This is a genomic window from Phenylobacterium sp., assembly GCF_004299445.1.
GTDB lineage: Bacteria > Pseudomonadota > Alphaproteobacteria > Caulobacterales > Caulobacteraceae > Phenylobacterium.
This window is the reverse complement of record NZ_SCTC01000069.1, coordinates 47,680-70,821: the sequence shown is the minus strand read 5'-3', so window position 1 is coordinate 70,821 and position 23,142 is coordinate 47,680. Positions and strand designations below refer to the sequence as shown.

General features: G+C 69.6%; 23 protein-coding genes and 1 pseudogene. 11 read left to right on the top strand and 13 right to left on the bottom strand.

Annotated features, from left to right (window positions below; translation table 11 throughout):
• Positions 1–4: 4 nt before the first annotated feature.
• From EPN98_RS19020 to EPN98_RS19000, 5 genes and pseudogenes are all read right to left on the bottom strand, one after another.
• Positions 5–1,159 carry an MFS transporter gene (locus EPN98_RS19020; protein WP_293364500.1) on the bottom strand — a complete coding sequence of 385 codons (1,155 nt, stop codon included), beginning with the start codon at positions 1,157–1,159 and terminating at the stop codon, positions 5–7.
• A 115-nt stretch (positions 1,160–1,274) separates the two neighbouring features.
• On the bottom strand, positions 1,275–2,354 hold the full coding sequence (locus EPN98_RS19015) for a site-specific DNA-methyltransferase (protein ID WP_293364499.1): 1,080 nt from the start codon (positions 2,352–2,354) through the stop codon (positions 1,275–1,277).
• Between the two features lie 114 nt (positions 2,355–2,468).
• A pseudogene (locus EPN98_RS19010) lies at positions 2,469–3,442 on the bottom strand (DUF2332 family protein).
• Positions 3,443–3,580: 138 nt separating this feature from the next.
• Complete coding sequence (locus EPN98_RS19005; RefSeq protein ID WP_293364498.1) at positions 3,581–4,240, bottom strand: ribonuclease HII; 660 nt, start codon at positions 4,238–4,240, stop codon at positions 3,581–3,583.
• Positions 4,241–4,356: 116 nt separating this feature from the next.
• Positions 4,357–4,953 (bottom strand): DNA-3-methyladenine glycosylase I, encoded by a 597-nt coding sequence (locus EPN98_RS19000; RefSeq protein ID WP_293364497.1) that lies wholly within the window; start codon positions 4,951–4,953, stop codon positions 4,357–4,359.
• Positions 4,954–5,003: 50 nt separating this feature from the next.
• Between EPN98_RS19000 and EPN98_RS18995 the strand changes: the two genes are divergently transcribed.
• Positions 5,004–5,897 (top strand): alpha/beta hydrolase, encoded by an 894-nt coding sequence (locus EPN98_RS18995; protein WP_293364496.1) that lies wholly within the window; start codon positions 5,004–5,006, stop codon positions 5,895–5,897.
• On the opposite strand, the gene EPN98_RS18990 is transcribed toward EPN98_RS18995, so the two are convergent.
• Complete coding sequence (locus EPN98_RS18990; protein WP_293364495.1) at positions 5,868–6,713, bottom strand: folate-binding protein; 846 nt, start codon at positions 6,711–6,713, stop codon at positions 5,868–5,870. The two genes, EPN98_RS18995 and EPN98_RS18990, sit on opposite strands and share 30 nt — an antisense overlap.
• A 62-nt stretch (positions 6,714–6,775) precedes the next feature.
• Between EPN98_RS18990 and EPN98_RS18985 the strand changes: the two genes are divergently transcribed.
• Positions 6,776–7,747, top strand: a complete 972-nt coding sequence (locus EPN98_RS18985; RefSeq protein ID WP_293364494.1) for a glycosyltransferase family 9 protein — start codon at positions 6,776–6,778, stop codon at positions 7,745–7,747.
• Complete coding sequence (locus EPN98_RS18980) at positions 7,740–9,074, top strand: dihydroorotase (protein ID WP_293364493.1); 1,335 nt, start codon at positions 7,740–7,742, stop codon at positions 9,072–9,074. Before EPN98_RS18985 ends, EPN98_RS18980 begins: the two co-directional genes overlap by 8 nt.
• Here EPN98_RS18980 and EPN98_RS18975 read toward each other — a convergent pair.
• Positions 9,071–10,426 carry a serine hydrolase gene (locus EPN98_RS18975; RefSeq protein ID WP_293364492.1) on the bottom strand — a complete coding sequence of 452 codons (1,356 nt, stop codon included), beginning with the start codon at positions 10,424–10,426 and terminating at the stop codon, positions 9,071–9,073. The genes EPN98_RS18980 and EPN98_RS18975 overlap by 4 nt on opposite strands.
• 98 nt (positions 10,427–10,524) lie before the next feature.
• Here EPN98_RS18975 and EPN98_RS18970 point away from each other — a divergent pair, with 98 nt between their 5' ends.
• Both EPN98_RS18970 and EPN98_RS18965 read left to right on the top strand, forming a co-directional pair.
• Positions 10,525–10,875, top strand: a complete 351-nt coding sequence (locus EPN98_RS18970; RefSeq protein WP_293364491.1) for a YciI family protein — start codon at positions 10,525–10,527, stop codon at positions 10,873–10,875.
• Positions 10,875–12,089, top strand: coding sequence for a DUF6596 domain-containing protein (locus tag EPN98_RS18965; protein WP_293364490.1), 1,215 nt, complete (start codon positions 10,875–10,877; stop codon positions 12,087–12,089). The genes EPN98_RS18970 and EPN98_RS18965 overlap by 1 nt, the downstream gene beginning before the upstream one ends.
• Here EPN98_RS18965 and EPN98_RS18960 read toward each other — a convergent pair whose 3' ends face one another.
• Positions 12,090–12,653, bottom strand: a complete 564-nt coding sequence (locus EPN98_RS18960) for a VOC family protein (RefSeq protein ID WP_293364489.1) — start codon at positions 12,651–12,653, stop codon at positions 12,090–12,092. It lies immediately after the preceding gene.
• Positions 12,654–12,802: 149 nt separating this feature from the next.
• Here EPN98_RS18960 and EPN98_RS18955 point away from each other — a divergent pair, with 149 nt between their 5' ends.
• Entirely contained in the window at positions 12,803–13,378 is a 576-nt protein-coding gene (locus tag EPN98_RS18955) for a GNAT family N-acetyltransferase (RefSeq protein WP_293364488.1), read from the top strand.
• Here the strand turns inward: EPN98_RS18955 and EPN98_RS18950 are convergent.
• A complete protein-coding gene (locus EPN98_RS18950) occupies positions 13,375–13,842 on the bottom strand; it encodes a GFA family protein (protein ID WP_293364487.1) in 468 nt (155 codons plus the stop codon). The two genes, EPN98_RS18955 and EPN98_RS18950, sit on opposite strands and share 4 nt — an antisense overlap.
• A gap of 73 nt (positions 13,843–13,915) precedes the next feature.
• Between EPN98_RS18950 and EPN98_RS18945 the strand changes: the two genes are divergently transcribed.
• The 5 genes from EPN98_RS18945 (at position 13,916) to EPN98_RS18925 (ending at position 19,747) form a co-directional block, all read left to right on the top strand.
• On the top strand, positions 13,916–14,506 hold the full coding sequence (locus tag EPN98_RS18945; protein ID WP_293364486.1) for a TetR/AcrR family transcriptional regulator: 591 nt from the start codon (positions 13,916–13,918) through the stop codon (positions 14,504–14,506).
• A 49-nt stretch (positions 14,507–14,555) separates the two neighbouring features.
• Positions 14,556–15,341 carry a glutathione S-transferase gene (locus EPN98_RS18940; protein ID WP_293364485.1) on the top strand — a complete coding sequence of 262 codons (786 nt, stop codon included), beginning with the start codon at positions 14,556–14,558 and terminating at the stop codon, positions 15,339–15,341.
• Positions 15,342–15,365: 24 nt separating this feature from the next.
• Positions 15,366–16,349, top strand: coding sequence for an NADP-dependent oxidoreductase (locus EPN98_RS18935; protein WP_293364484.1), 984 nt, complete (start codon positions 15,366–15,368; stop codon positions 16,347–16,349).
• 81 nt (positions 16,350–16,430) lie between these two features.
• On the top strand, positions 16,431–18,206 hold the full coding sequence (locus tag EPN98_RS18930) for a feruloyl-CoA synthase (RefSeq protein ID WP_293364483.1): 1,776 nt from the start codon (positions 16,431–16,433) through the stop codon (positions 18,204–18,206).
• On the top strand, positions 18,206–19,747 hold the full coding sequence (locus EPN98_RS18925) for an acetolactate synthase large subunit (protein WP_293364482.1): 1,542 nt from the start codon (positions 18,206–18,208) through the stop codon (positions 19,745–19,747). Before EPN98_RS18930 ends, EPN98_RS18925 begins: the two co-directional genes overlap by 1 nt.
• On the opposite strand, the gene EPN98_RS18920 is transcribed toward EPN98_RS18925, so the two are convergent.
• The 4 genes from EPN98_RS18920 to EPN98_RS18905 form a co-directional block, all read right to left on the bottom strand.
• The gene (locus EPN98_RS18920; protein WP_293364481.1) at positions 19,744–20,034 is read right to left on the bottom strand and encodes a DUF1330 domain-containing protein; all 291 of its coding nucleotides are present in this window, start codon (positions 20,032–20,034) and stop codon (positions 19,744–19,746) included. The genes EPN98_RS18925 and EPN98_RS18920 overlap by 4 nt on opposite strands.
• A 135-nt stretch (positions 20,035–20,169) precedes the next feature.
• Positions 20,170–21,495, bottom strand: coding sequence for a hypothetical protein (locus tag EPN98_RS18915; RefSeq protein ID WP_293364480.1), 1,326 nt, complete (start codon positions 21,493–21,495; stop codon positions 20,170–20,172).
• Between the two features lie 177 nt (positions 21,496–21,672).
• Positions 21,673–22,131, bottom strand: coding sequence for an NfeD family protein (locus EPN98_RS18910; protein ID WP_293364479.1), 459 nt, complete (start codon positions 22,129–22,131; stop codon positions 21,673–21,675).
• 5 nt (positions 22,132–22,136) lie between these two features.
• Positions 22,137–23,105 carry an SPFH domain-containing protein gene (locus tag EPN98_RS18905; RefSeq protein WP_293364478.1) on the bottom strand — a complete coding sequence of 323 codons (969 nt, stop codon included), beginning with the start codon at positions 23,103–23,105 and terminating at the stop codon, positions 22,137–22,139.
• Positions 23,106–23,142 lie beyond the last annotated feature (37 nt).

Genomic DNA, 23,142 nt, shown 5'->3' with positions numbered 1-23,142 from the left:
GTGGCTAGGCCGTCTTCGTGCGCGGGAAGGCGAAGCTGAGCGTCACGAGCGCGACCAGCGAGGCCGCGAGCGCGGTCGCCGGGATCGCGGGCACGCCGAACGCCGCCAGCGCCGCGCCGCCCATGGTCGAGCCCAGCGCCTGGCCCATGGCGAACACCGAGCCGTTCAGCGCCAGCGCCACCGGCGCGCCGCCGGTCATCTGGATCAGCCGTGACTGGGTCACCGGTGAGATCGAGAACAGCGCTGTGGCCGCCAGGAACACCGCCGCCAGCACCAGCCCGTCCACCGCCAGGCCCTGGGGCAGGATGTGGTGCGTCGCCGACAGATGCAGCGTCATGGCCACCGCCTGCAGGGCGATGCACTGCAGCACCCAGGCCTTGCCGGCCCCCCGGTCGGCGGCGCGACCGCCCAGCCAAAGCCCCAGGGCCGCGCCGAACCCGATCATCGACTGGAACACCGCGACGCCCGCGCCGGTGATCCCCGTGCCCACCCGCACGATGGGGGCGATGTAGAGGTTGAGGGTCATGTTGGCGGCGAAGGTCAGGAAGCTGGTCAGGTACAGTGGCCAGATGCCCGACAGCTCCAGTTTGCCGCCCTCGCGCTTGGGCGGCGCCGGCACGCTGGGCAGGAACAGGGCCACCGCCGTCAGCGCCACCGCCGCCAGGATGGCCGCCACCACGAACGTGGCCCGCCACCCGAACATCGCGCCCGCCACGCTGCCGATCGGAATCCCGACCACGAAGGCCAGCGTCATGCCGCCCGACACCAGGGCCAGCGCCGAGCCGCGCCGCTCGGGCGGCACCAGCGAGGCCGCCGCCACACTGGCCGCCGGACCCGACATCGCGCCCGCCACGCCGGCCAGGGCGCGCACGACCAGCAGGGTCTCGAAGTTGGGGGCGATCGCGCACGCGAGGTGCAGCACCAGGCCGATCACGAGCCCCAGGATCACTACGATCCGGCGATCCATCCGCCCCATCAGCCAGGCCACCACCGGCCCAAGCACCGCCGAGGTCAGGACGTAGGCGGTCTGCAGCTGTCCGGCGACGGCCGTCGATACGCCGAGGTCGGCGGCCATCGGCTCCAGCATTCCGGCGAAAATGAACGCCGCAGAGCCGAAGGCGAACGTGCACATGGTCAGCACGAACACGCGCGGATTCATCGCCGCCGCCTGTTCATGCCATCACCCCCGAACGCTTGTTTGACGCTCAAGGTGGCCGAAGACACGGTATGCCGTCGAGCCCCAATCGGACGGGGCGTGGAGAACGGGCGCGGCCCTACGCCGGCATCCCCGCCCTCACCTGGGCCCGGAGCACGTCGATAGGCGCCAGGCCTTTGTCGGTCTTGTAGTGCCAGTAGGTCCAGCCGTTGCAGGCCGGGGCCGACTGGACCATCGCGCCCACCTTGTGGATCGAGCCCGAGACTTCCCCCACCACCAGGCTGCCGTCGGCGCGCACGCGGGCCGCGTTCTGGCCGCGCGAGCAGTAGAGGATATCGCCCGGCCGCACGAGGCCGGCCTCCACCAGTTGGCCGAACGGCACGCGCGGCTCGGACTTCTTCGACGCGGTCACCGCCATCTCTTCGACGGTGGCCGGCACGACCTTGGCGATGCGCGCCTCCGCGATCTTCGCGTAGCTCTCCTCGCGCTCGATGCCGATGAACTTGCGGCCCAGCCGGCGGGCCACAGCTCCGGTCGTGCCGGTGCCGAAGAAGGGGTCGAGGATCACGTCGCCCGGCTTTGTCGAGGCCATGATCACCCGGTGCAGCAGCGCCTCGGGCTTCTGGGTCGGATGGGCCTTGTCGCCATTGCCGTCCTTCAGGCGCTCCTCGCCGGTGCACAGCGGCAGCGTCCAGTCCGAACGCATCTGCAGCTCGTCGTTCGCCATCTTCATGGCGTCGTAGTTGAAGGTGTAGCGCCGCCCGCCCCGGCTCTTGGCCGCCCAGATCAGGGTCTCGTGCGCGTTGGTGAAGCGCGTGCCCTTGAAGTTCGGCATCGGGTTCGACTTGCGCCAGACGATGTCGTTCAGGATCCAGAAGCCCAGATCCTGCAGCACAGAGCCGACGCGGAAGATGTTGTGGTAGCTGCCGATCACCCAAAGCGCGCCGTCGTCCTTCAGCACCCGCTGACACTCGGCCATCCAGGCCTTGGTGAAGGCGTCGTAGGCGGCGAAGCTCTCGAACTGGTCCCAGTGGTCGTCGACGGCGTCGACCTTGGAGTTGTCGGGCCGCAGCAGGTCGCCGCCCAGCTGGAGGTTGTAGGGGGGGTCGGCGAAGACCAGGTCGACCGAGCGGTCGGGAAGCTTCTTCAGCTCCTCGATGCTGTCACCGTTGAGAATGGCGTCGACCGGCAGCGCCATGGCGGCTTACCCCTGAAATCCACAAAACACCTTAGAATCCTGGGCCCAACATGGTGAAGGGGCCGTTACCGGCCATGGTGAATGAGGTCTTAAGGCCTCGATCGGCCTCCCGTGTCAGAACCAGCGAACCCAGGCGCCATGCGGGTGGACCTCGGCCAGCCGCCGACTTTCACCGCCAGGCCAGATGGTCAGATCCAGGCGGACCATCGCAAGGTTGTCGGCCGGCGGCTCCATGCGCAGCCAGGCGAAGGGCGAGCGGACGGTCGCCTGGGCCGCGAGTTCCGCGATGGCCAGCTCCAGTCCATCACGCGTCGGTTGGGGCGGGTACTGCCAGAAGATCGAGTGATAGAGCACCGTCGCCGCGCCGTCCTGGAGACGCACGCGCGTCCGCACCCAATCCATGGCGTCCGCCGCCTCGACCACAACGCCTTCGGCCAGCGCAAGATCGATCGCCGCGCGGCTACGGGCCAGTCTGTCGAACTGGTCGGGCCAAACGCAGGCCAGCAGGCGACGGCGCTGGCGAGGTCGGCCAGGTCCGTCGGCCGGCGGTCGCAGGCCGCGCGTGCGATCACCCGGGGCTGGACGTCCAGGGGCGGCAAAGGTCCGCTCCAATCGACCGGGATGACCACGGCGGCGGCGGGATCGCCCCAGGAGGCTTCGCCCAGCCGGTAGCGGAATCGATCCCAAAGCACGTTCAGCCCTGCGCTCGCCCCGATCTCGAAGGTGCGCAACGGCAGGCCCGTCGCCTGCGCCACCGTCAGGAAGCCGCCGAGCAGCACGCCCGAGCGTCGCACCTCGTTCGTCTGCGGCTCGTGCGTCATGAAAGCCGTCAGGGCGGCGCGATGCTCGGAAACCAGCGCGCGCGCCAGGCGCCACGCGGTCGCCGCATCGCAGGGCGCGCCGTCGCGCGGGTAGGCCCGCGAGAGTTCGGGAGTCTCGTCGCCCATGGCCAGATAGGTGAAGGCGTTCACCAGACGGATGGGCGCCGCGTCGTGGAGTATCTTCTGGCGAGAGGCTCCCCGCCAGGGCGCCAGCAGCTCGGCCACGGGTCCGCCCGCCTCGAGGTCGTCAGCCATATGCGCCAGCATCGCGCCGTTGAAGGGCGAGCCAAATTCGCGGCAGACCTCGGCCTGTAGGCGCAGCGCATGGACCAGATCGTGATCAGCGTTCATCCGCCCATGCCGCGGCGGACGCTCGCCAGGGTCAATCTTGATTCAGTCGGTCAATCAGAGCGCCAGTTCGCCCTGCTCGGGCTCGACCCGCCGCGGGTCGAGCCCCGCCAGCACCAGCTTCACCGGCCGCCAGGCGCGGCGGTGGATCTCGCAGGGGCCCATGGCGACCAGGGCTTCGAGGTGGCTGGGGGCGTTGTAGCCCTTGTGACGGGCGAAGCCGTAGCCGGGATAGCGCTCGTCCATCTCCACCATCAGGCGGTCGCGGGCCACCTTGGCCAGGATCGAGGCCGCGGCGATCGACTTCGACTTGCCGTCGCCGCCCACCACCGTCTTCACCTCGCACGGCAGCTTGAAGGGGTAGTTGCCGTCCACCAGGGCGAACGCCGGCTGGACCGACAGCGCCTCGATCGCCCGGCACATGGCCAGCCCCGTCGCGTGCAGGATGTTGAGCTCGTGGATTTCCTCCACGGTGGCGAAGCCCACGCCCCAGGCCACGGCGCGGTCCTTGATCTCGAGCTCCAGCTCCTCGCGCGCCTTCGCGGTCAGCTTCTTGGAGTCGTCCAGGCCCTTCGGAGTCTTCCGTGGGTTCTCGTGCAGGATCACCGCCCCCGCGCTCACGGGCCCGGCCCACGGGCCCCGCCCCGCCTCGTCGACGCCGCAGACGGGCCCGCCGATGAAGGCGCGTTCCAGGGATAGGGTGGGTCCGCGCGCCATCGGTCAGCGGCTCGCTGTGGGGGCGCCCAGCGGCGCGAAGCGGCCGGCGTCCATGCCGCCGTACAGGTGCTCGCAGCCGGCCAGGGCCAGGGCGAGCGCGATCAGCACCGCGACCCTCATCGCGCCAGCCTCTTCACCGCGTCGTGCCGCTCGCAGCAGGTCAGGTGGTCGTTGACCAGGCCTGTGGCCTGCATCCAGGCGTAGACGATCACCGGGCCCACGAACTTGAAGCCCTTGGCCTTCAGCGCCTTGGAGACCTCGACGGCGAGGTCGGTCTGGGCCGGAACCTGGGACTTGGACGTCCAGCCGTTCTGCACGGGCTCGCCGCCCACGAAGCCCCAGCAGAACTCCGAGAAGTCCTCGCCGCGCGCCTTCATCTGCAGGTAGATTTTCGCGCTCTCAATGGCCGCGTCGATCTTGGCGTTCGAACGGACAATGCCCGCGTCGGCCATCAGTCGCGCCCGGTCGCCCTCGCCATAGCGCGCCACTTTCTCGGGATCGAAATTGTCGAACGCGGCGCGGAAGGCATCGCGCTTCCTGAGGATCGTGATCCACGCCAGCCCGGCCTGAAACCCGTCCAGCACCAGCTTTTCCCACAGCGCGCGCGAGTCATACTCGGGCACGCCCCACTCGGTGTCGTGATACGCCTCGTACATCGGATTGCCCGCCATGCCGGGCCATTCGCAACGAGTCAGGGACGGGGTCTCGCTCATCGGCGGATTCTCAACCGACCCGGCCAGAGGAAACAAGGGGTTGTGCTTCGATGGCGTTCGAAGGCTTCGAGTTGTCGCAGATTGCGGTTCCGGATCCCGCGGGCGAGGTGAGCCTGCGGGTCCGCCACGGCGGCTCAGGCCCGCCGCTCCTGCTGCTGCACGGCTACCCCGAGACCCACATGATGTGGGCCAAGGTGGCGCAGGGCCTCGCCGACAGATTCACCGTCGTCTGCCCCGACCTGCGCGGCTATGGCGGTTCAACCAAGCCGCGGTCGTCCCACGACAACGAGACCTCGTCCAAGCGCGCCATGGCCCGGGATGCGGTGAACCTGATGGTGCATTTGGGCTTCGACCGCTTCGCGGTCGCGGGCCATGACCGCGGCGGGCGCGTCGCCTACCGCCTGGCGCTGGACCATCCGGCCGCCGTCGCCAAAGTTTCCATCCTCGACATCATCCCGACCGGCGAGGTCTGGGCGCGCGCGGATCGGCGCTTCGCCCTGGCCTACTGGCACTGGTCGTTCCTGGCCCAGCCGCACCCGATGCCGGAGACCCTGATCGGCGCCGATCCCGAGTACGCCCTGTTCCGCGCCCAGTTCGGCGGCGCCATATCCGGCTTCGACCCCGAGGCCTACGCCGACTATCTCGCCGCCGCCCGCAGCCCCTCGGTGATCCACGGCATGTGCGAGGACTATCGCGCGGGCGCCGGCTACGACCGGGCGCTCGACGAGGCCGACAAGAAGGCGGGCAAGAAGATCGCCTGCCCGGTCCAGGTGCTCTGGGGCGCCAAGGCGGCGCTGGTCGCCTGGTACGATACGCTCGCGATCTGGCGTGAGTGGGCCGACGACGTGCAGGGCCAGGCCATCGACTGCGGCCACTTCATACCCGAGGAGAAGCCGGAGGAGACGCTGTCGCTGCTAAGCGGCTTCTTCGCCGACAGCCGCTGACATCCACGCCGGGACCTCGACGCGGGCGGGCCGCCCCTCGACGGTGAGCGCCGCGCCCAGCGCCCGGTCCAGCCGCACCAGGGCGATGCCGCGGCCGGCAACCCCCGACAGCATCTCGCCGGCGCGCAGGTCGCCGACCAGCACCTCGGTCCCGAACACCGGCGCTGGGCCCTCATACGCAATCGGCAGCATGCGGTTCTTGATGACGCCGCGACGCTTCATCCGCGACGTCGTCTCCTGTCCGACGAAGCAGCCCTTGTGGAAGTCGATCCCGTTCAGGAGGTCGAAATTGGCTTCGATCGGATAGGTCTTGTCGACGCCCCAGTCCTTCGGGCCGGGAACGCCCAGCTGCAGCTTCTGCGCCTCGCGTTCGGCCTCGCTCGCCGCAACGGTACCGGCCGGCATGTCCACGCCGTAGCCGCGCCAGCCGAGCTCGGCCAATCGCCCGTCGCGCGCCCAGCCCGGACCGTCGGGCTGCGCCGGCGCGCCGTCCCCCGCGAACAGGACGCTCACTCTCGTGTCGTCGGCCGCGATCTCTACCTTCGCCCGCAGACGGTAGATCATCAGCCGCTGCATCAGCGCATCGCGGTGCTCGGCTTCCACGTCCAGCCAGGCGCCCTCCTCACGCTCCACCACGAACAGGTCGTAGAGCAGCCGGCCCTGCGGGGTCAGGAGGGCGCCGAACCGCGCCACGCCCGGCGCGGGCGTCTCAACGTCCTGGGTGATCAGGCCCTGCAGGAAGCTGCGCCAGTCCGGCCCACCCACGGCGATCAGCGAGCGGCTCTGCAAGTGCGCGAAGGTGACAGTCGGCGACATCCCGACAATCTGGGGCCGCGGACCATGTAGCGCCAGCCATAGGACGCTATAGAGAGCGCCAAATGTCCCGCGGCTTCCCCATTCTGTTCATCACGGCCACCCGGATCGGCGACGCGGTGCTGTCCTCCGGTCTGATCAAGCGACTGATCGACGAGATCCCCGACGCCCGTTTCACCATCGTGGCCGGCCCCGACGCCGCCCCGCTGTTCGCCCACGTGCCGGGCCTGGACCGGGTCATCGCCTTCGAAAAGTCCAAGAGCGGCAGCCACTGGTTTGAGCTGTGGCGCCAGGTGCGCACGACGAAGTGGGGATTGGTCGTCGACCTGCGCGGTTCGGGCATCTCACGGTTCCTCACCACCAGGCGCCGCGCCATCCACCGGAAGAGCACCGAACCCACGCACAAGGTTCTGGAGGCGGCCCGCACCCTACGCATCGAGGACGACCCCGCGCCGCCGCACATCTTCACGAACCCCGACCTCGAGACCTATGCCGACGAACTGACCAAGGGCGAAGGGCCGATCCTGGCCATGGCGCCGGCCGCCAACTGGATCGGCAAGACCTGGCCGGTGGAGCGCTTCAGCCAGGTGGCCATGAACCTGCTGCACGGATACGGCCCGCTGGCTGGCGGACGTCTGATGGTGCTGGGTGGGCCGGGCGACGACGCGCTGGGCCGTTCGCTCAAGGATTCCGCCGGCCGCCGGTTCATCAACCTCGCGGGCAAGGTCGATGTGCTGACCGCCTATGCCTGCCTGAAGCGGGCCCGACTCTTCATCGGCAACGACTCGGGGGCGATGCACCTGTCGGCCGCCGCGGGCACGCCCACCATCGGCCTGTTCGGCCCATCGGACGAACGTCTCTACGCACCCTGGGGCGAGCACACGCGGATCGTTCGTGGGCCCCGCTCATTCGAACAGATTCGCGCGGTTGACCCTGGCTTTGGCCAGGCGCTTTGCCACATGATGGACCTGCCGGTGAAAACCGTCGTCACCGCCGCCAGCGACCTCCTCAAAGCCACGGAAAGCGGGAATGCCTGAGACCTACGACCTGATCGTCCGCGGGGGCGAGGTGGTGAACCATGCGGGCCGCGGTATGGCGGACGTCGGGATCAAGGATGGCAAGTTCGCCGCCATCGGTGACCTGGGCCAGGCCAGCGCCGGCGAGGTGTTCGACGCCACCGGCCTGACGGTTATGCCGGGCGTCATCGACACGCAGGTCCACTTCCGCGAACCGGGGCTGGAGTGGAAGGAAGACCTGGAGACCGGCTCGCAATGCGCCGTCCTGGGCGGCGTGGTGGCCGTGTTCGAGATGCCGAACACCGAACCCACCACCACCGACCCCGACAGCCTGGCCGACAAGCTGAGGCGCGCGAAGCACCGCATGCACTGCGACCATGCCTTCTATGTCGGCGGCACGCATGCGAACGCCGCCTACCTGGGCGAACTGGAGCGGCTGCCCGGTTGCTGCGGGGTCAAGGTGTTCATGGGCGCCTCCACCGGCGCCCTGCTTATCGAAGACGACGAGGGCGTGGAGCAGGTGCTGCGCCACATCAACCGCCGCGCCGCCTTCCACTCCGAGGACGAGTACCGCCTGGCCGAGCGCCGCCCGCTGGCCCGCACCGGTGACTGGACCAGCCACCCCGAGGTGCGCGACGCCCAGTCGGCGCTGCAGTCCACCCACCGCCTGGTCGGCCTGGCCCAGAAGCTGGGCAAGCGCATCCACGTCCTGCACGTGACCACCAAGGAAGAGATCGAGTACCTGGCCGCCCACAAGGACGTCGCCTCTGTGGAAGTGACGCCCCAGCACCTCACACTCGAAGGGCCCGAGGCGTACGAGCGGCTGAAGGGCTTCGCCCAGATGAACCCGCCGATCCGCGATCACTATCACCGGATGGGCATCTGGGCCGGCGTGGCCAACGGTGTCGCCGACGTGCTGGGCTCGGACCACGCCCCGCACACCCGCGAGGAGAAGGCCCGCCCCTACCCCGCCTCGCCGTCGGGCATGCCGGGCGTGCAGACGCTGCTGCCGCTGATGTTGACCCACGTGGCCGAGGGGCGTCTGTCTCTGGAGCGTCTGGTCGACCTGACCAGCCACGGCGCGCAACGCATCTTCAACATTGCCGACAAAGGCCGCATGGCCGTGGGCTACGACGGCGACCTGACCATCGTCGACCTGAAGGCGCGCCGCACCATCACCCACGAGCAGATGGCCACCCGCTCGGGCTGGACCCCCTTCGACGGCATGGAGGCCAAGGGCTGGCCCAAGGCCACCATCATCCGCGGCAAGGTCGTCATGCGCGACGACGAGATCGTTCTGCGGTCTCAGGGCGAGGCGGTGCGGTTCCTGGAAACCCTGGCGACCTAGTTCGCCTCCAGGGCCGCCAGGACGTCGCGGGCGAACCGCACGTCGTCGAAGCGCGCCTGCGCGCTGTCGAAGCCTCGGCGCACGATGACCACCTTCTTCGACGGCACGATGAAGACGTATTGCCCGCGGTTGCCGTTCATGGCGTAGGTCCCCTCGGGCAGGCCCTGAGCGGCGCCATGCAGCCAGAAGAAGGCGCCATAGCCCGGGCCGGTCGGCGGCTGGGCCGGCGCCGGCGTGGCGACGAACTTCGCCCAGCCTTCGGGCAGCAGCCGCTCGCCGTTCCAGACCCCATCGTTCAGGTAGAGCAGGCCCAGCCGCGCCAGGTCGCGCGACGTGGTCCAGACCTGGCTGGAGAGGATGTAGTTCCCCTGCCAGTCGGTCTCGAGCGTCGTGCGGTTCATCCCGATCCGCCAGAGCAGCTCGGTGAACGGGAAGGCCAGGGCGTCGGCCCCGTCGCCCAGCGCCGCGCGGACCGACCGCGCCGCCAGCAGGGTGTCGTTGTTGGCGTACCGGAAGCGACTGTCAGGCGCGACCTCCAGGGGCATGCGCGTGGCCCACTCGGTGACCGGTCCGCCGGCCAGGTAGACCTCGTCGGTGCGGTTGCCGGGCCCGTCGGTCCAGAGCCCCGAGCCCATGTGCATCAGCTGCGTCAGCGTGATCGACGCCCGCGGATCCCCCGGCGCCTTCCACTCCGGAATGTTCGCGGGCGCGTCAACCTTGACCTTGCCCAGTTGGACAGCGCGGCCGACCACACTCGCCGTCAGGCTCTTGGCGGCCGACCAGGTGCGTTGCGGCGTGTAGAGGTCGTAGCCTGGCCGGTACTGCTCGCCCACGATCTTGCCGTCCTTGACGACCAGCACCGCCGTGGTCTTGCCGCCGTAGTCGCTGAACGCCTTGGCCAGCAGCGGGGCCAGCGCCTTGGGCGTCTTGCCCGTCGCCTGCTCGTCGCCCGCCGGCCATGCGGCCTTCGACGCCGGCTCGCGCGCGATGCCTAGCGTCGGCAGCTTGGTAACGCCGTCAGGCCCAGCGCCGATGGGCAGTTGGGCGCAGCCCAGGTGCGGCCGCCACGCCGCAATCCGCGGCGGCAGGGTCGGGTCGAACGCGACGCTCACGGTCTTGGCGTTGCGGTCCACCGTGGCCGGCAGGGTCCGCACCAGCGCCTGATACTCGGGATAGATACCCTCCAGGTCATCCGCCGCGATCTCCGCTTCGGACCGGCCGGCGTTGAAGACCCCGCTGCACAGGAACGCCGCCTTGTAGCCCGCCGCGAGCGCCCGGGTATGCGGATCGTCCGCCGCCCGCGCCCCGTTCGCCGCCACGGCCAGGACCGCCGCCACCCATATCGCTCGCATTTTTTCCAAGACCCCTGTCGAATCCGGCGGACCCCGCCCGTCTCCCCGGTGACGCAGGCTTCTGCGTCGCGCAATCTCGAACCTGGAGGGGACCGCGAATGCAATACATGATCCTGATCTACGAGCCCGAGGACGCCTACGCTGGCGAGGCCGGCCAGGCCGCCCTGCAGGACATCGTCGCCAAGCACATGGCTCTGGCCGCCGACCTGCGCGCCAAGGGCTGGATGAAGGACGGCTCGGGCCTGCAGGACAGCTCCACCGCCACCACTATCATCACGAAGGGCGGCCAACAGACACTGCACGACGGCCCCTTCGCCGAGACCCGCGAGCACCTGGGCGGTTACTACCTGATCGAGGTCGCCGACCTGGACGCCGCACTATCGGTCGCCCGGCGGGTTCCGGTGATCGACGGGGGCAAGGTCGAAGTGCGCCCTCTCGCCGTATACTGATGAGCCCGCAATGGTTCGGCCAGCAGATCTCCGCCGCCCGTCCGCGGGTGGTGGCGGCGCTGGCCGGACGCCTGCGCGATCTGGACCTGGCCGAGGACGCCTTCGCCGACGCCTCGGCCGCCGCGCTGGTCGCCTGGCCCAATCAGGCGCCGCGCGACCCGGCCGCCTGGCTGTGGCGGGCGGGCCTGCGGAAGGCGCTGGACGCCAAGCGACGCTCCGCAGTGCGCGAGCGCGCCGTCCTGGACGAACCCGCCCCGCCGCCGACGCCAGAGGAGGCCCTGATGGCGGCCGACGAACCCATCCCCGACGAGCGGCTGAAGCTGATCTTCGTGTGCTGCCACCCGGCGCTGGCGCCTGATAGCCGCGCCGCCCTGACGCTGAAAGTGGTCTGCGGCCTCTCTACCAAGCGTCTCGCCCGGGCCTTCTTCGTGGCCGAGCCGGCCATGCTCCAGCGCATCACCCGCGCGAAGAAAAAGATCGCCGGCGCCGGTGTGCCGTTCGAAGTCCCAGGCCGCCAGGCTTGGCCCGAGCGGCTGGAGGCGGTCCTCACGACGCTCGAGATCGCCTACGCCCAGGCCTATGAGGACGCCGCCCTCGCAGGCGAGAGCGCCGGGTTCGCCGCCGAGGTTCTACGCCTGTCGGGCCTGTTGGCCGAACTGACACCCGACGAGCCGGAGGTGCTGGGCTTGGCCGCCCTGGTCCGCTTCGCCGAAGCCCGCCGCCCCGCCCGTCTCGACGACCTGGGCGCCATGGTTCCCCCCGAGCAACAGGACGTGGGCCTCTGGCGGCGGGACCTGATCGCCGAGGGCGCCCGTTTGCTGGAACGGGCAGCCGGGTTCGCACGCTCCGGACCCCGCCAGATTCTGGCCGCCATCCACGGCGCCCATTGCACGCGGGCCGAGACCGGCGCCACCGACTGGGCCGCGATAGCTGCGCTCTACGATGTGCTGGCCTACCTGCGCCCCCACGCCGCCACCGCGGTGAACCGAGCTGTCGCCATCGGCGAGGCGCGCGGGCCCGAGGCCGGCCTGGCCGAGCTGGCGAACGTCGAGGGTATGGAAACCTGGCTTCCCTACCAGACGGCGCTGGCGGCCCTCAGCGCGAGGGCCGGGCGCAAGCCACAAGCGGCGGCGGCATACGCCGCGGCGCTGGCGCTAAGCCCCGCGCCCGCCGAGCGCCTGTACCTGGAGGCACGGCGCCGGGAGCTCGGCTGATCAGGTCAGGCCGTGCGCCTCGGGGATCGGCGACGGCGCGCCTTCGGGGCGGGTCAGCAGGCTCTTCTGATCGGCCCCGGCGAGCAACCGCGCCAGGAGGTCTTCCGGATCGTACTCCACCCCCACGGGATTGGCCGCGAAGGCGGGGGAGTTCATGAACGCCTCGCCCTCGGCCGCCGTGCAGGCGTCGACCTGGAACTCCATCCGGTTGCCGTCGGGGTCGCGGTAGTAGAGCGAGAGCGTAATGCCGTGGTGCACCGGCCAGTAGGGCAGGATGCCCTTGGCCTTGAGCCGCTGGTAGGTGTCCATCAGATCGCCGACGCTGGCGTAGGTGTAGGCCACGTGATTGACGCCGACCTCGCCGCGCCGGTCCCCGCCGCCCGGCTGCAGGACGTCGAGGTTCGCAAAGGCGAAGCGGTGATGCTCGTCGTCATAGGTCATGAAGGCCAGCGCCGGGTCCTGGTGCACGACGCGCGCCTCGAATACGTCCTCGTACCAGGCGATCATCTCGTCGTAGCGGCGGGTCTGATAGACCACGTGCGCGAACTTTACTGGCTTGACCATCTGCGTTCCCCCCGGACGGCGACGTGAAGCCTCATGAAACACGTTCCGTCGCCTATCCGCCAGCACGCCGCGCGCTTGCGTCGTCCAGGCGGAGCCGCCATGTCGTGAGCAACGCCGAACCAGCCGGCGAGCCTGGACAGGGGAGGCGCATGGACATCCGCACCGCGACACGGGCCGACGAGGCCCGCCTGCTCGACACCATCACCCTGGCCTTCGCCGCCGACCCTATCGTCCGCTACTGGTGGACCACCGCCAGCGAGCACCTCGAATGGTGGCCCAGGTTCGTGCTGGCGATGGGCGAGCGCGGCCTTGACGCCGGCGCCTGCGACCTCGCCGCCGACTTCGAAGGCGTCGCCTTGTGGATGCCGCCGGGCGTCGAGCCTGACCCGGCCCGTATCGCGGCCCTGGACCTGCCGGGCACAGAGGAGTCGGCCGAAGTCTCGGCCGCGTTCCGCGCCGAGATGGAGCGGTATCACCCCACCGCGCCGCACTGGTACCTGTGGACCCTGGGCGTCGACCCGCGACGCCAGGGCCGCGGCGTGGGCTCGGCGTTGCTGAAGCACAGGCTGGCGCAGATCGACGCCGAGGGCGCCACGGCCTACCTCGAGGCCTCCGATCCCAAGAACGTGCCGTTCTACGAGCGTCACGGGTTCGAGCCCCTGGGCGTCATCGAGGTGCGGGACATCCCGCCGCTGACGCCGATGCTACGTCCCGCCCGTCGCTAACGAAAAGCCGGCGCGCCCGCCCGCCAGGCTTCGCCCAGGGCGTAGTAATCGAACTTTTCCGGGTCAGCGTGCTGAACGCCCGGGATTACAGCCCATGGAATCGCGCTTTCCACCCACACCTGCGCGATCGGGTTGACCCAGCTGGCGTCGTCCAACGTACCGGCGCGCAGCGTCGTGTACTCGGCGGCCGATGGCGCACAGGCCAACAGGTAAGCGCCGCAGTCCGGGCACGCGCTGTCATCGACCTCGCGCCCGCGGCCCGTCGTGCGCCGGCTGGTCCGCAAGGCCCCCTCGACCGTCAGGTCTTCGGTCCGCACGAGCACCATCACGCTGAAAGCCGAGCCCGAGCGCTTCTGGCAGAGATGGCAGTGGCAGACGTGCGCCATGAGCGGCGCGCCGGCCACGCGATATCGCACGCCCCCGCAGAAGCATCCCCCGTGCAACGGCAGCGCGACCTCGTCCATCGGTCTAGGTTCCCTTCGCCCGCCACTACAGCGCAAGCGGTGTGGCGCGCCAACGCCGTGTTATGACGTCGCCATGAAGCAGACCCGGCTCAAGGGCGCCGAGCGCAGGGAGCGGTTCCTGGACGCCGCGGCCGAGATCGTCATCGCCTGTGGGGTGGCCGCTGTGACGATGGACGGCGTGGCGGCCCGCAGCGGGGTCAACCGGGCGCTGGGCTACCGGTACTTCTCCGGTCGCGACGAGGTGCTGGCCGCGCTCTTTGACCGTGAGGTGGCCCGGCATGAGAGCCGGGTCGAGCACGAGATCGCCCGGGATGCGAGCTTCGAGGACTGGATCCGTTACGGCCTGCGCCACTGGTTCCGGCGCATGGACGAGAGCGGCGAGCTGTTCATGCGCCTGACCAGCGACAACGGTCCGCTGGCGGCGAGGGCCGCGGCGCGGCGGCGCGAGGACGTGGCGAACTGGGCCCGGGCGCTGCAGCGGGTCTTCGGCATCTCCCAGCGGCCGGCCGAGCATCTGGCCTCGTTCCTGGTGGCCGGAACCTCTGGCGCGCTGGCGGTCCGCAACGGCCAGGACGACGATGAGGTCATCGAAACCATCACCCTGTCGGTGATGGCCGCCGCCGAGGCGTTGAAGGCGCGCGAGGTTGCGCGATCACTCAAGTAACGGTACCGTTACTTAAGCCTCATGGAAGGGGCGACCAGGGAGGAAGATGATGCGGCAGGGCGTTGGACGACGGGCTTCGATCGGACTCCTGGGCGCCATGGCGCTGGGCGCGCCGGCTGTGGCTCAGGCCGCGACGAAGAAGGGCAAGGGCGCGCCGCTCCCCCCGATCACCATCTACCATCTTGAGGGGCGCCGGTCGGAACGGATCGTCTGGCTCATGGAAGAGCTGGGCCTACCCTACGAACTCAAGTTCAAGCGCGGCGACCTCATGGGCTCGATGGCCCCCATCCGCGCCATCAATCCGATCGTCCCGATGGCGCCCACCGTGCAGTACGGCGACCAGATCCTGGTGGAGTCGGGCGCCATCATCGACCTGATCCTGACCCGTCACTCGCCCGGCCGGCTGCGTCCGGCCGACGACAGCCGCGACCTGCCCAACCACCTGATCTTCATGCATTACGCCGAGGGCTCGCTGGCCGCCCGCCTGTTCTCGGACTACCGCGCCTGGATGGCCAAGCCGCCGACCACGCGCTCGCCGCTGGTCGACTCGGAAGCGTGCGTACAGTTCGCCGAGGATCACCTGACCCGCCACCCGTGGTTCGGAGGGGCCGAGTTCTCGGGCGCCGACATCATGATGCTGTTCCCGCTGAACGTGGCGACCACGCTCAACATCGTCGACGCGGCCCAGTTCCCGAAGGTGGCCGAGTGGAAGACCCGCATCGAGGCCCGCCCGGCCTACAAGCGCATGCTGGCCAAGGCCCGTCCCGATGGCATGATCGGCAATCTGCCGGTGCTGCCCAAGCACGCGCCGTCCGGCCCCCGCCAACCCCGCTAATCCCTCCCGACCGAGACCAGAACCATGACCCAGTCCCGCCAGATCCACCTCGTCCGCCGCCCGCAGGGGATGGTGGTCGCCGAAGACTTCGCCGTCGTCCCGGTGGAGACCCCCGACGCCGCCGACGGGCAGGTGCAGTTGCAGGCGCTGCTGGTCTCGGTCGACCCCTACATGCGGCCCCGCCTGGACGTGGACCAGCCGCTGGGCGCGCCTATGCTGGGCAGCGGCATCGCCCGCGTCGTCCAGTCCCGGAACCCCGCGTTCCAGGAAGGCGACCTGGTGCGTCATTTCAACGGCATGCAGGAGCTGTTCGTCTCGGACGGCCGCGGCCTGCAGAAGCTGGACGCCGACCCTGAGCTGCCGCTCAGCGTCTACATGCACGCCCTGGGCGGCACCGGCATCACCGCCTACGGCGGCCTGCTCGAGACCGGCGCGCTGAAGGACGGCGAGCAGGTGTTCGTCTCCACGGCCGGCGGCGCCGTCGGCTCAGTCGTGGCCCAGATCGCCAAGATCAAGGGCTGCTACGTGGCCGGCTCCACAGGCGCGGCGGACAAGGCGGCCTGGCTGCGCGACGTGGCCGGCCTGGACGCCGTCATCAACTATCGCGAACAACCTTTCGCGCAGGCGGTGCGCGAGGCCATGCCCAAGGGGATCGACGTCTATTTCGAGAACGTCGGCGGCGAACAACTCGACGCGATTCTGCCGCGGATGAATGTCCGGGGCCGCATTCCGGTCTGCGGGATGATCTCGACCTACAACGGCGATCGGGTCGGGGTGAAGAACCTCTCCAGCATCATCTACAGCCGGGTGCGGATGGAGGGCTTCGTCGCCAGCGACTTCCCCCACCTACAGGCCCAGTTCCAGTCCGACATGACCGGCTGGCTGAAGTCGGGCCAGCTCAAGTACCAGGAGACCATCCTGGACGGCTTCGAGCGCGCGCCCGAGGCCCTGGTCGGCCTGTTCTCCGGCAAGAACGCGGGCAAGATGCTGGTCCGCGCGGCGGACTGACGCGCCGCGGTCAGGCGGGTGGGCGGTGGGAAGGCCCACCCGGGGCTTCCCTTTCGCCGCCCGCCCTCGTAACGGTCGGCCATGGACGCCGAGCTCAATATCGCGACCGCCCCGTTCCGCGACCCGCGCTATGCGCCGCGCGAGCTGGTGATCGACCGTAGGCCGGGAGGTGAGATCATCCTCACCAATCCGCGCCCCTACTCGACCGCGTTCCAGACCACCACGGCGTCGCTCGGCCACTGGGCCGCCGCCACACCCGATACGATCTGGCTGGCCGAACGCTCGGGCGACGGCTGGCGCACTGTCACCTTCGCCGAGGCCTGGCAGCGGATCGCCGGGCTGGCTGCGGGCCTGCGCGACCTGGGCGTCGTCGGCGATCGGCCGTTGCTGATCCTGGCCCGCAACACCATCGACCATGCCCTGATGTCCTACGCGGCGATGGGCCAGGGCATGCCCGTCGCGCCGGTGTCTCCACAGTACGGCCTGCCCGGCGCCAACCTGATGCGGCTGACCCACGCCTGCGAGGTGTTGAAGCCGGCCGCCGTGTACGTCGAAGATGCGGCTCTCTTTGCCGAGGGCCTGGGCGCCGACATCCTGGCCGGCCTGCCGGTGATCGCCAGCGCCAACGCCCGCCCCGGCGACATGGACCTCGCGAGCCTCTACCGCGCAGGCTCCGCCGCCCCCACCGCGACGCCGGAACGGCACGCCAAATACCTTCTGACGTCAGGGTCTACGGGCCTGCCCAAGGCCGTGATCTGCACCCATCGGGCGATGAGCACCAACGCGGCCCAGATCACGGCCTGCTTCGACGATCCCGACCCGCCGGTGATGGTGCACGCCGCGCCGTGGAGCCACTCGCTGGGCGCCAACGCGATCCTGCACTACTCGGCCCATCGCGGCGGGTCGCTGTACATCGACGCCGGCCAGCCCACGGGTGCGAAGTTCGCCGAGACGGTGCGCAACCTGCGCGAGGTCGCGCCCACCTATCAGAACATGGTCCCGGCCGCCTGGATGCTGTTCGCCGAAGCGCTCGAGAACGACGAGGCCCTGGCCCGCAACTTCTTCTCCCAGGTGCGCCTCCTCCAGTACGGCGGCGCAGCGCTGGGACAGGCCTACGCCGACCGCATCCAGGCGGTGGCCGTGCGCACGGTCGGCGAGCGCATCAGCTTCGGCTCGGGCTACGGCGCCACCGAAACGGGCCCCACCGCCTCCAACGTCCATTGGCCGAACGGGCGGATGGGGCTGATGGGGCTGCCGCTGCCGGGCACCTCGGTGCGGCTGCTGCCCGAGGCGGGCAAGCTGGAGTTCCGCGTGAAGGGCCCGCAGGTCACCGAGGGCTACCTGAACCAGCCCGAGAAGTCGGCCGCCGCCTTCGACGACGAGGGTTACTACCGCCTGGGCGACGCCGCGCGCTTCGCCGACCCGGAAGACCCCTACGCCGGCCTCGTCTTCGATGGCCGCATCTCCGAGAACTTCAAGCTCGCGTCAGGCACCTTCGTGATGGTGGGCGATCTGCGGATCAGCGCCCTCAACGCAATCGGCGGCGCGGTCACCGACGCCGTCGTCTGCGGCGAGAACCAGGAGGCCGTGGGCCTCTTGCTGTACCCCAGCCCCAACCTGCCCCGCCCCGAGATCGAGGCCGCGGTCCGAAAGGGCCTCGAGGCCTTCAACGCGCGCGCCAAGGGCGCGGGCGGCCGGGTGGCCCGGGCGCTCGTCCTGCCCGATGGGCCCGACGCCGGATCGGGGGAAATCACCGACAAAGGCTATATCGCCCAGAGCCTCGCCCGCGCCCGCCGCGCCGAGGCCATCGACCGGCTCTACGCCGCCCCCGCAGCTTCCGACGTGATGGTGTTCTGATGAACGGCGCCGACGCCCTGATCTCGACCCTGGTGGCCAACGACGTCACCGCCTGCTTCGCGAACCCCGGCACGTCGGAGATGCAGTTTGTCGCCGCCCTGGACGGCGTGCCGGCCATGCGCCCGGTGCTGTGCCAGTTCGAGGGCGTGGCCACCGGCGCCGCCGACGGCTACGGCCGCATCGCCGACAAACCCGCCTGCACCCTGCTGCACCTCGGACCCGGCTACGGCAATGGCGTCGCGAACCTGCACAATGCGCGGCGCGCCTACACGCCGATCGTCAACGTGATCGGCGACCACGCCACCTATCACCGCCAGTACGACGCGCCGCTGAACTCCGACATCGCCACGCTGGTGAAGCCCAACTCGATCTGGACCAGGTCGGCCGACCGACCCGACGAGGTGGCCAGCGTGACGGCCGAGGCCGTCGCCGCCAGCTATGGCCCTCCCGGGGGTCCGGTCAGCCTGATCCTGCCCGCCGACAGCGCCTGGCTCCCGGCCAGCGGCGACGTGGTCCTGGCCCAGAAGCCGGTGCGCCCCGCGCCCGCCGCCGCCGCGGTCGAGGCCGCCGCCAAGGCGATCAAGGCGGCCAGGAACCCCGTCGTCCTGCTAGGCGGCCAGGCCTGCCGCGCCGAGGCGCTGGCCCAGGCCGCGCGCCTGCAGGCCGCCGGCGTCACCGTCTACACCGACACCTTCGTCGCCCGTCAGCCCAAGGGCGCCGGCGGCTTCACGCCGAAGAAGATGCAGTACTTCGGCGAGATGGCCCTGGCCGAGCTTGAGGGCGTCGACCTGATGGTCTTTGCAGGCACGACCATGCCGGTCGCCTTTTTCGCCTATCCGAACCGGCCCAGCGTGCTGGTCCCGGAGGGCTGCGCAACGCTCACCCTGTCAGAGCGGGCCGAGGACTCGGTCGTGGGACTGGCGGCGCTGGCCGATGCGCTGGGCGCGCCCAAGACCGGCCCGACCACGTCGCTCGCGATCCCCGACGCCGCCCCCACCGGCAAGCTCACCGCCTATGCGGTCGGCGCGTCCATCGCCCGCCACATGCCCGACCATACGATCCTTTGCGACGACGCGGTGACTTCGGGCGCCGGTGTCTCGGCCGGCACGGCGGCGGCGCGTCCACACGAGGCGCTGGCCCTGACCGGCGGCGCCATCGGCATCGGCCTGCCGCTCGCCATCGGCGCCGCAGTGGCCGCGCCCGACCGCAAGGTGCTGAGCCTCAATGGGGACGGCGCGGCGATGTACACGATCCAGTCGCTCTGGACGATGGCGCGCGAGAACCTCGACATCACCGTCGTGATCTTCGCCAACTATACGTACCGGATCCTGAACGTGGAGATGGAGCGCACCGGCGCCGGCAAGGCCGGCCCGTCGGCGAAGCAGCTGCTGGACCTGGGCGGCCCCAACATCGACTTCGTCGCCGTGGCGAAGGGCCTCGGCCTGCCGGCGGTCAGCTGCGCCTCCGCCGAGGAATTCGAGACCGCCTTCGCCGGCGCCATGGGCCAGCGAGGGCCGATGCTCATCGAGGCGAAGATCTAGCCCAGGCCCTGGAAGAACAGCACACGGTAATCGGCCGCCCTAAGCCGCACCTCCTTGGCGTCCTGATAGGCCGGGCTGTTGTACCAGGCCTTCGCGGCGTCCATGTCGGGGAACTGCAGCAGCACGACGCCCTCGGCCGGATCGCCCTCCATCGTCTCGATCGCGCCGTAGGCGGCCAGCGCCGTCAGCGGATGATCACCCCGCGCCCCGGCGGCTTTCTGGCCATAGACCTTCAGCAGGTCGGCGTCCTTGGTGCTGTTCTTGATGAAGATGGCGTAGGCGGGCATCGCGCGCTCCGAAAGGGATGAGGCGCGCAACCTCGGGGCTTTCCGCGGCGTCCGCCAAGCCCCCACTCCGACCGCCGACGAAAAAGGCCCGCGGATCGCTCCGCGGGCCTCCTTCGTCTCATCTCTGATCCGGCTTTAGGTGTTGCCGGGCAGCTTGCAGTCGCGGGTCATCGCACAGCCCGTGACAGCGATGGCGTTCACCACCGGCTGGCTCTGGTACTCGATGATGTAGCCCTTGAACTTGTCGGCGCAGGCGACTTCCACGTAGGTCGTGCCCGTCGCGGTCTTGCCGACGACGCGGCTTTCCGAGACCTGGCAGGTGGTGTCGCTCTTGAACTTCTTCAGGTCGGCGGTCAGGGCCGTGTAGCCCGTGACGTCCTTGGCCAGCGAGCACTTGTAGCCGGCCACCGGCGCACGACCGCAGTCCAGAACCTGACCCTTCGAGCCGGCCGGGAAGATGCCGATGGCGCCCGTGCCGTCCTTGCAGACCATCTCGACCACTTCCTCGCGCGGATTGCGCGAGGGGAAGAGGGCGTACTTCTCGACGTCGCACTTGCCGCCGGCGTTGGTCGACAGGCGGGTGTAGAGCGCGGCCTGTTCGTTCAGGGCCTGGCGAGCGTCGGTGAGCGTGCAGCCGCCGAGGATCGAGGTAGCCTTGGCGCACTCGTAGGCCTCGGTCAGCGTACCAGCGGCGGCCACCTTGTAGATGTAGCCCTTACCGTTCTCGCACGCGGCTTCGTAGAAGGTGGAGTTGTCCTTGGACACGCCCACGAAGCGCTTGTCCTTCACGGTGCAGCCGTTGTTGGCCATGGCTGCGTACTTGTCGATCACGGCGAGACGCGTGGCCTTGTCGCCGAGGGCGCACTTAATGTTGGTCTCGGCTTCGTCGTACATCAGGCAGCTCTGCACCTGGGCCGGCTTGGCGCCGTCGAACGGGACGCTGGCCACGACGATGTAGCCGGCGCCGCCCTGGCAGGCGACCTCGAGGTAGGTGCTGGTCTTCGTCTGGCCGATGCCGCGCGCCTGCTCGGGCAGGCAGTCGAAACCGCTGGCCTTGATCATCGTCTGAAGGGCGACCTTAGGGTCGGAGTTGCCCGGCAGCAGGCAAGGCGCCGAGGGCGGCTGGCCGGGAGCCGGCGGCGTGTTGGCTTCGACGCAGCTGTAGACGGTGGCCGGAGCGCCGGCCGGGGCTTGCAGAACATAGCCCATCGAGCCCGGGGCGCAGGCCACTTCGTAGTAGGCCGTCTTGGTCTTCTTGTCCTCGCCGATCTTGCGGGCGTCGGACAGCTGACAGGGCACGTTGGCGGCCGTGAGAACGGCGGGAGCCTCGGCCATGCCGGCCTTGCGCGCCGCTTCCGGCACCGCGGACGCGGCGGCCTTCTTTTGCGAAACTGCGGCCGCCGGCGTCAGCGTCACGGCAAGCAGCACCATCAGCAACCCGATGGCTTTGGGCGTCTTCACCTGTGTCATCTCCTGGACGTTTGTTTCCCTCGGGCCCAGGTCCCTCAGGTCATGGTTTTGCGCGTTATAAGCGCTGCGAACACTACGGGGTCAAGCTGGCTGAGGAAGCAGGCCGAAGTGTGACACATTTCCAATCACTTAGCTTGGCCGCAACCGCCCCTCTCGTACCATGGGTTTCTAGCCGCGTCGCACCTTCAGGCGCGCCCCGTCGACACCGACAACCTCGACGCTAGCGCCGGCATCCAACGCCTCGCCGTCCTCGAGTTCGGCCGCCCATTCCTTGCCATCCACGAACACGCGGCCGGCTCGCCTCTGGAATGCGCTCACGGCCGAGCCGCGATGACCGATCAACCTCGCGACATTGTCGTTGATGTCGCCGCCTGGCGCTTCGGCGGCCCGCGGCAGATAGCGGCGCGCGAGCAGTGTCGAGGCGATGGTCAGCGCGGCGAAGATCAGGATCGCGGTCGGATGGGAGGGACCAAGCAGCGCCACCGCCACCGCAGTGACCGCTGCAGAGGCTGACGCCCACAGCAGCCAGCCTGACCCGGTCGCGATTTCGGCCGCCAGGAGCCCGGCCGCCAGGCCGGCCCAGAGCCAGAACGGCTGATCGGCGACAACCCCGAGGATCGTGTCCATGGCGACTAGGTTCCCGCCGTCGGGGCCGCCCGGCCGCGAGGCGGCGACGGGGCCCGCGGCGCCGGGCCATCGGTGTTGATCGACTTCACGAGCTCGCCGATGCCCGCGATCGAGCCGACCAGCGATCCCATGTCGGCGGGCACGATGACCGTCTTCTGCTGCGGGCTCTCGGCCAGCTTGGCGAAGGCCTCCACGTACTTCTGGGCGACGAAATAGTTGATGGCGTTCACGTCGCCGGCGGCGATGGCGTTGGACACCAGTTCGGTGGCCTTGGCCTCGGCGGCGGCGGCGCGTTCGCGGGCCTCGGCGTCGCGGAACGCGGCTTCGCGCCGGCCCTCGGCCTGCAGGATCGCCGACTGCTTCTGCCCCTCGGCCACGGTGATGGCGGCCTGCTTCTCGCCGTCGGCCTCGGTGATCACCGCGCGGCGCTCGCGTTCGGCTTTCATCTGCCGGGCCATGGCGTTTGTGATGTCCGGCGGCGGCTGCAGGTCCTTGATCTCGATCCGCGCCACCTTCACGCCCCAGGGGCTGGTCGCTTCGTCGATGACCTCGAGCAGGCGGCTGTTGATCTGGTCGCGCTGCGACAGCACCTCGTCCAGTTCCATGTTGCCGACGACGGTCCGCAGGTTGGTCATGGTCAGCTGTGTGATGGCGAAATCGAGGTTGGTGACGCGATAGGCGGCCGCGGCGGCGTCCATCACCTGGATGAACACGATGGCGTCCACCTGGACCGAGACGTTGTCTTTGGTGATCACGTCCTGGCGAGGAACGTCGAGCACCTGCTCCATCATGTTGATCTTGCGCCCGATGCCCTCGACGAACGGCGTCAGGAAACTGATCCCTGGCTTAAGGGTCCGCGTGTAGCGTCCGAACTGCTCGACGGTGAACTCACGGCCCTGCGGAACGATCTTGATGGAGCCGAGAGCCACGAAGAGCGCCAGCACCAGGAAGACTCCGGCGACGATCAAACCCATCTCATGTCTCCCCCAAGCTCAGGCAGAGCTTATCCAC